General features: G+C 62.2%; 10 protein-coding genes. 9 read left to right on the forward strand and 1 reads right to left on the reverse strand.

All coding sequences use genetic code 11. From position 1 onward, the window contains the following. Nucleotides 1-50: 50 nt before the first annotated feature. Nucleotides 51-320 (reverse strand): acyl carrier protein, encoded by a 270-nt coding sequence (locus JQ597_RS08905; protein ID WP_192738752.1) that lies wholly within the window; start codon nucleotides 318-320, stop codon nucleotides 51-53. Between the two features lie 245 nt (nucleotides 321-565). Here JQ597_RS08905 and JQ597_RS08910 point away from each other — a divergent pair, with 245 nt between their 5' ends. The 9 genes from JQ597_RS08910 (at nucleotide 566) to JQ597_RS08950 (ending at nucleotide 11450) form a co-directional block, all read left to right on the forward strand. After that, the gene (locus JQ597_RS08910; protein ID WP_212263826.1) at nucleotides 566-1792 is read left to right on the forward strand and encodes an acyl-CoA dehydrogenase family protein; all 1227 of its coding nucleotides are present in this window, start codon (nucleotides 566-568) and stop codon (nucleotides 1790-1792) included. 28 nt (nucleotides 1793-1820) lie between these two features. Continuing rightward, entirely contained in the window at nucleotides 1821-2774 is a 954-nt protein-coding gene (locus tag JQ597_RS08915; protein WP_212263827.1) for an amino acid--[acyl-carrier-protein] ligase, read from the forward strand. A gap of 83 nt (nucleotides 2775-2857) precedes the next feature. Continuing rightward, on the forward strand, nucleotides 2858-4132 hold the full coding sequence (locus tag JQ597_RS08920) for an O-acetylhomoserine aminocarboxypropyltransferase/cysteine synthase family protein (protein ID WP_212263828.1): 1275 nt from the start codon (nucleotides 2858-2860) through the stop codon (nucleotides 4130-4132). A gap of 27 nt (nucleotides 4133-4159) precedes the next feature. Beyond that, complete coding sequence (gene metA / locus JQ597_RS08925; RefSeq protein WP_212263829.1) at nucleotides 4160-5221, forward strand: homoserine O-succinyltransferase MetA; 1062 nt, start codon at nucleotides 4160-4162, stop codon at nucleotides 5219-5221. A 101-nt stretch (nucleotides 5222-5322) separates the two neighbouring features. Next, nucleotides 5323-6204 (forward strand): acyl-CoA acyltransferase, encoded by an 882-nt coding sequence (locus JQ597_RS08930; RefSeq protein WP_212263830.1) that lies wholly within the window; start codon nucleotides 5323-5325, stop codon nucleotides 6202-6204. Between the two features lie 25 nt (nucleotides 6205-6229). Continuing rightward, nucleotides 6230-7117: a branched-chain amino acid aminotransferase gene (locus tag JQ597_RS08935; protein ID WP_212263831.1), complete on the forward strand. Its 888-nt coding sequence runs from the start codon at nucleotides 6230-6232 to the stop codon at nucleotides 7115-7117. A gap of 32 nt (nucleotides 7118-7149) precedes the next feature. After that, entirely contained in the window at nucleotides 7150-8814 is a 1665-nt protein-coding gene (locus JQ597_RS08940; protein WP_212263832.1) for a thiamine pyrophosphate-dependent enzyme, read from the forward strand. A 298-nt stretch (nucleotides 8815-9112) separates the two neighbouring features. Next, on the forward strand, nucleotides 9113-10171 hold the full coding sequence (locus JQ597_RS08945) for a TAXI family TRAP transporter solute-binding subunit (protein ID WP_212263833.1): 1059 nt from the start codon (nucleotides 9113-9115) through the stop codon (nucleotides 10169-10171). A 661-nt stretch (nucleotides 10172-10832) separates the two neighbouring features. Beyond that, entirely contained in the window at nucleotides 10833-11450 is a 618-nt protein-coding gene (locus tag JQ597_RS08950) for a DsrE family protein (RefSeq protein WP_212263834.1), read from the forward strand. Nucleotides 11451-11499: the final 49 nt, after the last annotated feature.

An 11499-nucleotide genomic window follows, 5' to 3' on the forward strand; every position in this document is an offset into this window, starting at 1 on the left:
GTCGATGAGGTTTCGCTCGATCGCACAAGACGCATCTCTGTCCAACTCCCTTATCCCGTCGCGGGTCCGAGTTGGTTGAGGATCATAACCTCCAGCGTCTTCACCGATTGGAAATTCTCGGGCGTGATCTCGGGCTGGGGAAGGGTGAGATCGAACTCGGCTTCGACCTTGAGCATCAGCGCAACCATATCCATCGAGTCCAGTCCGATATCCACCAGCCGGGACTCCGGGTGGACATCCGCAATGATAGCGTTCTGCGCAAGGACGTTCCTGACGACGGAAAGAACACGCTCTTGGACGTTGGCGGCAAAGTCTTGCATTTCAGCTCCACTCATCGCGTGACGGGGCAGATCTTGATCGACGTCACGATACCTGACTGCAGCTCAGGTCAGTAGCTCCACTTCGGGGGTACCCCGCTTGGGAGCACGTTCTCGGCAACATCCACCTTTGCGCCGCCGACACCGCAACTGCGGTCGGTTAGATTGCCGCCATCGCACTCGCGGAATTCGTCTCGACCCGTCGGGGTCTTCGACCATCAAACCATCCAAATGGGAGCTGTTGGGCCATGAATGTGCAGGAAGTCCAGTTCCGCAGTCTCGCTCGGGAAGCCAGCCGAGTGCCATTCTCTCCCGATCGCGCTTCGTTCCAGCAGCGAGTTGCCGCCGTCGCGGAGGCTGCGGCGTCGGAGGCCGTAGCGGTCGACCGCGAAGCGCGCTTCCCGCAGAAGGCGATCGACGCTGCACGCGCGGAAAGACTTCTAGGCGCCCAGATCCCGATCGAGTTCGGCGGCGACGGCGCGTCGATTTCCGAGGTGGCCGACATGTGCTACGCGCTCGGACGCGCCTGCGCATCGGCCGGGATGATCTTCGCGATGCATCAGACCAAGATCGCCTGTCTGGTCCGTCACGGCGCGGGCAGCAGCTGGCACGAAAGGCTGATGCGCCGCGTGGCGGCCGAACAAATGCTCCTGGCGTCTTCGACCACGGAAGGCCAGAACGGTGGAAACATTCGCTTCAGCTCGGCCGCGGTGGAGCACGAGGGCGCCGAGATCTCGCTGGTGCGCGACGCGACGGTGATTTCCTACGGCGCCGAGGCGGACGGCATCGTAACCATCGCCCGCCGCTCCGACGACGCCACCGGATCCGATCAGGTACTGTTGGCCATCACACGTGACGACTACACGCTGGAGCAAACTCTCGCATGGGAGACGCTCGGCATGCGTGGCACCTGCAGCGCCGGCTTCAAGCTGAGCTTCAAGGGCTCGGCGGAACAGATATTCCCGGTGGCATACGAAAAGGTCCATGCGCAGACCATGACGCCCGTCGCGCACCTATGCTGGTCGTCGGTCTGGGCGGGAATCGCGGCTGCGGCAGTGGACCGGGCGCAGCTCTTCATCCGCAAGGCCGCCCGCGGGGCCGGCGGCAACCTTCCTCCCGGCGCGCCGCATTTTACCTCCGCCAAGATGACTCTGACGAAACTGCGCGCCATCATCGCCGCAAACCTCGATTCCTTTGCGGCCCGCGAACAAGACGAGCGCGCGCTTTCGTCCATCGACTTCCAGTCCTCGATCAACCTTCTCAAGGTGGAGGCTTCGGAACTCGCAGTCACGGTCGTCATGCATGCGATGCGCGCGTGCGGCCTGTCCGGCTATCGCAACGACACCGATGTCAGTGTCGGCCGCCATCTCCGCGACGTGCTGTCGGCTCCGATCATGATCAACAACGATCGCATCCTTGCCAGCATGGGTAGCGCCACTCTGATGAGCGCCGTCCCGGCGTCCCTGCGCGATTGATTTTTTTTCTCGAAGAAATGGGGTTGGTATGAACGTAGCCATGTTTGCTGCACCGGCGGAACCCACTCAGGCTGAGGCTGATCCGCTGGACCATCTTGCCGACGTGCTGTTCCACAAGATGGGCTCTCCGGGTGTCTATGCCCGCACCGCGCTCTATGAAGACGTCGTGGAGCGGCTCGCGGCGCTGATCACGCGGCACCGCGAACCGGACACCGAGGTGATGCGCTTTCCTCCCGTCATGAGCCGCGCGCAGCTTGAGAAGTCGGGTTATCTGAAGAGCTTTCCGAACCTGCTCGGCTGTGTCTGCGGCCTGCACGGCACGGACAGTGAGATCGACGCGGCGGTCAGCCGTTTCGATGCTGGCGGCGACTGGACCATGTCACTTTCACCGGCCGACCTCGTGCTGTCGCCGGCCGCCTGCTATCCGGTCTATCCGATCGCGGCGAGCCGGGGTCCCTTGCCGGCGGGCGGCTTATGTTTCGACGTGGCCGCCGATTGCTTCCGTCGCGAGCCCTCGCGCCATCTCGACCGGCTGCAGTCCTTCAGGATGCGCGAATACGTCTGCATCGGCAGCCCCGACCACGTCTCGGCGTTCCGCGAGCGTTGGATGGTGCGCGCTCAGGAGATCGCCCGCGATCTCGGGCTGACCTTCAGGGTCGACTATGCCAGCGATCCGTTCTTCGGCCGGGTCGGCCAGATGATGGCGGTGAGCCAAAAGCAGCAGTCGCTGAAATTCGAGTTGCTGGTGCCTTTGCGCTCCGAGGAAAAACCGACTGCATGTATGAGCTTCAACTATCACCGCGATCACTTCGGCACCACCTGGGGCATTAGGGACGCGACCGGTGAGCCCGCCCATACTGGTTGCGTGGCCTTCGGAATGGATCGTCTCGCCGTCGCCATGTTCCATACCCACGGCAAGTCCGTCGCAAGGTGGCCGTCTGCGGTGCGGGATCTGCTCGACTTCCCGCGGAACGACCGGTAGCCGACGACGGCATTCGAGGAACTGAAATGCACCAACGAACTCCCGAGGTAGCCCGCGACCGAATAGCCGAAGGGCCGACCTCCATGAAAAGAGAGACCCTCGCCGTACACGGCGGCTTCGACAACGATCCGACCACCAAAGCCGTCGCCGTCCCGATCTATCAGACCGCCTCGTACGCCTTCGACAGTGCCGACCATGGCGCCGCGCTCTTCAACCTCGAAGTGGACGGCTTTCGCTACACGCGGATCGGCAATCCGACCAACGCGGTGCTGGAGAAGCGCGTTGCCGCCCTGGAAGGAGGCGTCGAGGCGATGAGCGTGGCGTGTGGCCAGGCCGCGGTGAACTATTCGGTGGTCAACATCGCGGAGATGGGCAGCAACATCGTCTCGGTCCCGCAGCTCTACGGCACCACGCATACGCTGTTCGCACACATCCTGCCGAGGCAGGGCATCACGGTCCGGTTCTCGGAAGACGACAGTCCGGCGAGCATGGAGAAACTGATCGACGACGATACGCGTGCGGTGTTCTGCGAGAGCGTGGGAAATCCGGCCGGAAATGTTTGCGACATCGAAGCGATAGCCGAGGTCGCCCACAGGCACGGCGTGCCGCTGATCGTCGACAACACGGTTCCTACCCCGATCCTGCTCAGGCCGATCGAATACGGAGCGGACATCGTGGTGGAGTCGCTGACGAAGTTCATGGGCGGGCACGGCACCACGCTCGGCGGTATCATCGTCGATAGCGGCAGGTTCCCATGGGCGAAGCATGCCCGGCGCTTTCCGATGCTGAACGAGCCGGAGAAATCTTACCACGGGCTGGTCTTCACCGAGCGCTACGGGGCCGCCGCCTACATCGCCCGCTGCCGCGCCGTTTCCCAGCGGACCACCGGCTCCATCCTGGCGCCCTTTAACGCCTTCCTGCTGCTCCAGGGCATCGAGAGCGTCGCGGTGCGGATCGAGCGGCACGTCGAGAATGCCGAGAAGGTCGCGCGGTTTCTGCGCGACGACCGCCGCGTCGGATGGGTCAACTACGCGGGCTTTGAAGATAACCCCTATCACGCGCTGACGCAGAAATATCTGGGCGGCCGCGCGTGTTCGCTGCTGACCTTCGGCGTGGCTGGAGGGTTCGAGGCCAGCAAGCGGTTCTACGACGCGCTGAAACTGTTCAAGCGGCTGGTCAATATCGGGGACGCGAAATCGCTTGCCTGCCACCCGGCATCGACCACCCACCGGCAAATGTCGCCCGAGGAGCAGGAACGGGCCGGCGTGCGGCCCGAGATGATCAGACTGAGCGTTGGTATCGAGCACGCCGACGACATCATCGCCGACCTCGATCAGGCGCTCCGTGCCGCAGATTGAATTGAGGTCAACCATGAAGGCATTCCGATGCCCGTCCTAGTAAATATAGACTCGTACGAACACCACCTCTTCTCAAGAGCGCGCAACGGAAGCGGCGCCGAGTCCCCGGGAAACCGGAAGGAGTGTCTCGATATCGGGCTGATCAACAACATGTCGGATGCCGCCTTGATGTCCACCGAGCGCCAGCTGTTCGACCTGCTCGGCGCGGCGGCCGGAGAGCTCTTGGTTAGGCTGCATTTCTACACGATGGAGACGACGCCCCGTTCGGACTGGGGGCGCGACTACGTGCGTCGCTACTACCGTGGCACCGACGATCTGCTGAACAGGAGCCTGGACGGAGTGATCGTGACCGGCGCCGAACCGAAAGCCGCCAGCCTGCCGGAAGAACCATACTGGTCCACCTTCGTCCAAATCATCGACTGGGCCAGGGAGAGCACCGTTTCTTCGGTGTTTTCCTGTCTGGCCGTCCATGGGGCCGTCCTGCACCTGGATGGTGTGGAGCGCCACAAGCTGCCTGCCAAATGCATCGGCGTCTTCGCTCAAACGAAGACGAGAGATCATCCCTTGATGCGCAACGTTCCGGCGACCTTCAGAACACCGCACGCCCGGTGGAACGAGGTGCAGGAGGGGGCTGTCGAGAGCTGCGGGTATTCCGTTCTCACCAAGTCGGCAGAGGCCGGCGTCGACTGCTTCGTCAAGCAACAGGGGAAGAGCCTCTTCGTCAATTTTCAGGGCCATCCGGAGTACGACACCCATAGCCTGTTGGCTGAATTCAGAAGGGACATGGGTCGTTTCCTCCGGAGAGAGAGCGAGGTCTGTCCGACGATACCGAGAGGCTATTTCGCCTCGGAGGCGGAAGAGATTCTGACGGCCTTCCGGCGGAAAGCCCTTTCCGAAGGAAGTCCGGAGCTTTTCGCCGATTTCCCGGTCGACCAAGTGGCGAAGGATCTGAGAAACGCCTGGCATCCGCCGGCCAGGCGCATTTACCGCAACTGGCTGCTGTACATGGCCTCGCAGCGAGCTGGACGCTCAAAGCCGTTTGCCTTCAACGGAAGCTATCGAACGAGGCCCAGGCCTGCCGCGGCGTAGATCATGGGTGCGTCCGGGCAACATGGAGAACCGGTGCAACGGCCGCGATCCGCTAGCCGGGCTCTCGCTCGCCGACCTGCCGGCGAAGAAGCGGGAGCGGATTGTATGATGGAGTTCGGACCGTGATCCGGTGCCGCGAGATAGGACCAGCGGATCTTGCTGCGATCGCCGACCTTCTGACGCGTGGCTTTGCCCGCCGTTCGCGCGACTACTGGATGGACGGGCTCCGGCGCGCTTCCGTGCGCGAGGTACCCGATGGTTTCCCCCGCTTCGGGTACATGCTCGACCATGAAGGGATGCCGGTCGGCGTTCTGCTGTTGATCTACACGGAGCGGAACGATGACGGCGGGACCTCGATCCGCTGCAATCTCTCCAGCTGGTATGTGGAACCTGCCTTCCGCAACTACGCCCCGATGCTGACCAGCGTCGCGCAGCGCCACAAGCGCGTCACCTACGTTAACATCAGCCCGGCGCTCTGGACCTGGCGGACCATTGAGGCCCAGGGATTCCGCGCCTATTGCGGCGGCTTGTTCTTTTCTTTTCCGGTGCTGTCGCGTCCGGCGAAGGGTATGCGCGTCGAAATCGTTCAGCAGGGCGCGCAAGCGGTCGACGGCTTGTCCGATGCCGACGTCGCGCTGCTTACGCGGCACGCGGCCTATGGCTGCCTAAGCCTGGTGTGCCGCGCGGGCGACGGCCGCGGCTACCCCTTCGTCCTGCAGCCGATGCGCAAACGCGGGATCCCCCTGCCAGCGATGCGGCTGATCTATTGCCCCGACGTGGCCGACTTTGTCGCCTGCGCCGGCGCCATCGGCCGCTTCCTGCTCCGGCGCGGCCGGATCTTGCTCGCCCTCGACGCCAACGGCCGCATGAAGGATCTGGTCGGCTTCTACAGGGGACAGCGCGGCCGCAAATACTTCAAGGGTCCGCAGTGTCCCCGGATTGCCGATCTGTCGGATACCGAGCTGGTCATCTATGGACCGTAACTTTGTTGCCCAATGGAGAGCCGTCATGATTCCCACCAGCAAGTCCGTCAGCCATTCGCAGACATGGACATTCTACCAGGGCCAGTGGCACGAGGGCAATGTGCCGATCATGGGGCCACGTACCCATGGGCTTTGGCTCGGCTCGACCGTGTTCGATGGCGCGCGCGCCTTCGAAGGCGTTGCGCCCGATCTCGACCGCCATTGCGCCCGCGTCAATCAATCCGCGCTCAACTTCGGGCTCAAGCCGATCGTCGATCTCGACACGTGGCTGGGTCTGGCGCGCGAAGGCATCGCGCACTTCCCGCCCAATGCCGAACTCTACGTTCGCCCGATGTATTGGCCGCAGAATGGCGTGGGCGGCGGAGTGCTGTTCGATCCGGAGACGATGGACTGGTGCCTTTGCATCTACGAAGCGCCACTACCGAAGCCGGTCGGCAACGCGATCACGCTGTCGCCGTTCCGCAGACCGACCGCCGAATGCGCGCCGGTCGATGCCAAGGCCGCCTGTCTCTACCCGAACTGTTCGCGTGCGCTGATCGAGGCCGCCTCGCGCGGCTTCCAGAACTGCCTGATGCTGGACATGCTGGGTAACGTCGCGGAGTTCGGCAATGCCAACGTGTTCATGGCGAAAGACGGTGTGGTCTACACGCCGGCGGCGAACGGCACCTTCCTGAACGGCATCACCCGGCAGCGGGTGATCGAACTCCTGCGCGGTTCGGGCGTCACCGTGGTGGAGGCCACGCTGCGCTATGCCGATTTCCTTGCCGCGGACGAAATCTTTTCGTCCGGCAATTTCGCCAAGGTTGCGCCCGTAATTCGGATCGACGACCGGTCGCTCACGCCCGGGCCGTTCTATGCGCGTGCGCGGAAGCTGTATTGGGAATTTGCGCACGCGGTAAGGCTTGCGGCGTGATGATGATGACCTTCCAACCGAGATCGTGTCGCATGGCTTTTCGAGTTGCTGATCTACTCGTGGATTCCCTGATCGCGCACGGCGTCGACCGGGCATTTAGCGTACCCGGCGAAAGCTTTCTTGCGCTCCTTGACGCTCTGTACGAACGCGACGAGATCGATCTCGTGACTTGCCGCCACGAGGGAAGCGCGAGTCTTGCCGCAGTTGCCGACGCCAAGCTCACCGGCCGGGCCGGCGTGGTGATGGTGAGCCGCGGGCCGGGCGCATCCAACGCGGCGCTTGGTCTGCATGTAGCTTCCCAGGAGGCCATACCCCTCGTATTGCTGGTTGGTCAGGTCGGTACGTCTGAGCTGAATCGTGACGCAGTGCAGGAGATCGACACGGGGCGGGCGTTCAGTGGCCTTATCAAGTGGTCCACCAGAATCGATTCGGCGGCCCAGGTGCCCGAGATGATGGCGCGGGCATTTTCCGTGGCGCTTGGCGGCACGCCCGGGCCGGTGGTGATCGAGCTTCCTGAAGACGTTCTCGAGATGGAGGCGGGTCTGCTCTCCGCCAGGGTTCACGGCATCGCGCGAGCCGAGCCCAGCCGGGCCGCCGTGGAGCAGGCGACCGTCATGCTTGGCAAGGCGGAGCGACCGATCCTGCTGGTCGGAGGAGAGTGTCGTACCGCGGAATTTCGTAAGGACTTGATCGCGCTGAGCGAGCGCTGGAACGTTCCGGTCGCGGCCACCAACAAGATGCAGGATCAGTTTCCGAACGATCACCGGCTCTGGATCGGACAGCTTGGCTTCTTCACGTCGCCTGCGCATGTTGAGCTCTTTGAGCGAGCGGATCTGATCGTTGCGATCGGAACACGGCTCGGCGACCTGTCGTCCATGGGCTTTCGGTTTCCGCGACAATCGCCGCCGTCTCAGCCACTGGTTCACGTCTATTCCGATCCGAATGCGATCGGAACCCACTTCCATACGGATCTTCCAGTCGTCGCGTCGGCGCATCCGTTCTTGAGATCCTGGCTCGACTTGCCGGTCGTGTCGCGCGAGCGCGGTGGATGGATCGAAGCCGTGGCGAAAACCCGAGAGGCGGTGCACGCATGGCCCGAGCCGGGTATCCCCAGCGCCGATGTCTTCGGGCATGCTGTTGCGGCCATCGCCAAGCGCTTCCCGGCAGACGGTATCGTGACGACCGACTCCGGCAACTTCGCCGCCTGGGTACACCGCATATTCCGCTTCCAGCCGTCGGCCCGGCTGCTTGGCTCCGCCTGCGGCGCGATGGGCAGTGGTGTTCCTTCTGCATTGAGCGCGAGCCTTCGTTATCCGAACAATCAGGTGATCGCGTTTTGCGGAGACGGCGGTTTCCTGATGACCGGAAACGAGCTGGCAACAGCTGTCGCCCGCCGGCTCAATATCAAGATTGTGATCTCCAACAACCAATCGTACGGCACCATCCGTTCGTATCAGGAGAAGGCATTTCCGCAACGTCCTTGCGGTACGGACCTGTTCAATCCCGATTTTGCGGCCCTTGCCCAAGCATTCGGCGCGCAGGGCTATACGATCACGAACGCGGCGCAGGCAGCCGAGGTCGTCCCGGAAGCAATGTCGGCCAAGGGCCCCGTAGTGATCGAAGTTCGATCTGATGTACGCCAAACACTCGATCGATCCCTCGCTGCTGCGCGCGCTGATGCATCGGAGCGCCGGTAGGCTGTTTATCTGCGGTCCTCGGGCCGCGAGCGCCTAATGATTCTGATTGTCCCCCGCTAGGTGTACCTCTGAAGGGTTACCTACGGATATCAGCTGCGCATTGAAAACAGGGATCGTGAGAGGGAATGGGGCGCGAGAGCCGATACCAAACCAATTCGTGCCGTTCCATCTGTTCACATGATGAGGGCTCCGCGCAGAGCATAGCCCGGAAGGGTAGGTGTGGTTTCTCCGTGCAGGGAATAGGATGCGCAGCGAAGTGCATAAAGCTGCGTAAGACGGATTAGAAAAGGATATCACCATGGGACAGGTGATTGCCGATGGGGCGCGGAACGCAAAGGCTGCGTTGCGCAAGCTGCTTGTGCTGGCGGCGCTGGCCCCGCTGCTCACGATCATTCAACCGTCCGACGTGGATGCACAGACGCAACCTGCCACTCGTCAATTGCGACGTGAGGCACCGCTGCAAAAGCCGCAAGTGACGATGAACGCCTGGACGGTTGGCCTCGCCGGAGGTCTTCTTGAGGGTGCACCCATCCGCCTGGCGGCTGAAGTAGCCCGCGTCGTGGATGATGGTGACAAGCTGCACGTTCTTCCGATCGTGACGCGCGGGGCCACGGAAAACGTGAATTCACTGCTTTATTTGCGCGGCATCGATGCTGCCATCATCAATTCCGACGTGCTTGAGGAATACAAGAGCCAGGTGCCCGATATTCAGCAACGGCTGGCCTATGTGCTGAACTTGTTTCCGTCCGAACTTCATATCTTCGTTCGTCCCGAGATTCAGAGCCTGAACGATCTCGTCGGCAAGAAGGTGAACTTCAATACCCAGGGCACCGCGGCAGCCTATTCGGGGCCGCTGATCTTCAGTCGTCTTGGCCTCGATGTGGAAAAGACCTTCATCCCGCATCAGATCGCGCTCGAGCAGATGCGCAAGGGTGAGATGGCCGCGGTCGTCTTCATTACCTCGAAGCCCGTGGATGCTTTCGTGCGCGGCCGCTGGGAGGCAGGGTTCAAGTTCCTACCCGTCCCCTATGACCGCAAGTTCGAGGACTATTATCTTCCCGCCGCGCTCGATGCCGCGGAATACCCCAATCTGATCAAGCAGGGCGAACGCGTAACGACTATTGCGGTGCCGACCGCTCTGGTCGCCTTCAATTTTCCAGCCAAATCGAACCGCTTTGAACGCCTCGCGCGCTTTGTGGATTATCTATTCTCACGGATTGAAAAGTTGCAGCAGCCGGGCTTCGACCAGAAGTGGAAATCGATCAATCTCGCGGCTACCGTTCCTGGTCTTGCGCGCTTTCCTGCAGCGCAGGCGTGGCTCGATCGCGAGCCGCGCGCTACGCATCCATCGCAATGAGACGCGCGGCCGTCTGGTTCGTGGCTGGAATCACACTCGCAAGCGGCATTGCCTTGGCGCAAGGGGCACAAGATCATCCGACACCGCAGCTTCACGATTGTTCCCCGGCGGAACGCGCAGCAGGCCTGGAGTGCCCCGAGAAGGCGCCGCGGACCACCGCGATTCGTCAGGCGAACCAGGGAAACAACTGGATCATCAGCGTGACGATCTCACCCGTCGACTATTCACCGGTCGCTACCGCCACAACATCGTCGCGGGATGGTGCAGGCGAATCCGGAGTGCAGCTTTCGATTCGTTGCCGCGGCGGGCGGAGCGAACTGGTGGTCGCCGGGCCCGGCGTTTCCGGTCGCGGCACCGATTATGCGATTTCCTATCGCGTCAACGATGGTCAGGGGCTGCAGATCGCGGCAACAGCGCCGACGTCCGGAATCGGAGTGGCGTTCGGGGGCGACGTTGTTCGCTTGCTGCAATCTCTTCCAGACAGCGGAAGCCTCAGTGTTCACCTTACATCCCGGATGGGGACTGCTCTGGATGCAGTGTTCTCGCTAGGCGGGCTGGAGGCGGTGCGTACGAAGATGGCCACTGTGTGCAGGTGGCCACATCCAGCCACGAAACCTAACGGATGAGCAGTCCAATGACGTTTATTGATAGGAGAGGCATAATGAGCATGTTTCAATATATTGCGCGGGTAATCACCATGGCAGCCGCAACGGTATTGTTCGCCGCGCCATTCGCTGCGGCGGAACAAGGCGGACGGTACTGGGTGCCGACAACGACGGAGCCCGCTACGCCCCATCAGCGCATTGCAGCAAAGGCCACCACACATAACAAAGCAACCAAACAAAAAAGGGCACGATCCCCTCTTGCCGCACGATCCCCTCTCGCCGCCAACGCTCGGCTTGCCGACTCCAAAGCGCACCGTTTGATTTTGCAGGTGAACACGAACGACCCCGCCGCCATGAATCTCGCGCTCAACAACGCCACGAACGTTGCGCAATACTACAAGGATGCCGGCGAGAAGGTGAAAATCGAGGTGGTCACGTTCGGGCCCGGCCTGCATATGCTGCGCGATGACACGTCGCCGGTAAAGGCCCGCATCGAGGAGATGGCGCTGAGCACGCCGGAGGTATCGTTCAAGGCCTGCGGCAACACTCAGGAAAGAATGCACAAGGCCGAGAACAAGGACATCCCGATTGTTCGTCAGGCGGAGGTGGTGAAGTCAGGCGTCGTGCGCGTGATGGAGCTGCAGGAGAAGGGCTGGTCCTATGTAAAACCCTAACCCGAAAGGGGTGGGGGTCCCCCATGCGAATCATAGGATTTGCGTAGCG

The sequence above is a fragment of the Bradyrhizobium sp. AUGA SZCCT0177 genome (genome assembly GCF_018130125.1).
GTDB lineage: Bacteria > Pseudomonadota > Alphaproteobacteria > Rhizobiales > Xanthobacteraceae > Bradyrhizobium.

Excerpts from the sequence above, each read along its gene's own strand:
- JQ597_RS08905 (WP_192738752.1), bottom strand. The coding sequence starts at position 320 with ATGCAAGACTTTGCCGCCAACGTCCAAGAGCGTGTTCTTTCCGTCGTC.
- JQ597_RS08910 (WP_212263826.1), top strand. The coding sequence starts at position 566 with ATGAATGTGCAGGAAGTCCAGTTCCGCAGTCTCGCTCGGGAAGCCAGC.
- JQ597_RS08915 (WP_212263827.1), top strand. The coding sequence starts at position 1,821 with ATGAACGTAGCCATGTTTGCTGCACCGGCGGAACCCACTCAGGCTGAG.
- JQ597_RS08920 (WP_212263828.1), top strand. The coding sequence starts at position 2,858 with ATGAAAAGAGAGACCCTCGCCGTACACGGCGGCTTCGACAACGATCCG.
- metA (WP_212263829.1), top strand. The coding sequence starts at position 4,160 with ATGCCCGTCCTAGTAAATATAGACTCGTACGAACACCACCTCTTCTCA.
- JQ597_RS08935 (WP_212263831.1), top strand. The coding sequence starts at position 6,230 with ATGATTCCCACCAGCAAGTCCGTCAGCCATTCGCAGACATGGACATTC.
- JQ597_RS08940 (WP_212263832.1), top strand. The coding sequence starts at position 7,150 with ATGGCTTTTCGAGTTGCTGATCTACTCGTGGATTCCCTGATCGCGCAC.
- JQ597_RS08945 (WP_212263833.1), top strand. The coding sequence starts at position 9,113 with ATGGGACAGGTGATTGCCGATGGGGCGCGGAACGCAAAGGCTGCGTTG.
- JQ597_RS08950 (WP_212263834.1), top strand. The coding sequence starts at position 10,833 with ATGAGCATGTTTCAATATATTGCGCGGGTAATCACCATGGCAGCCGCA.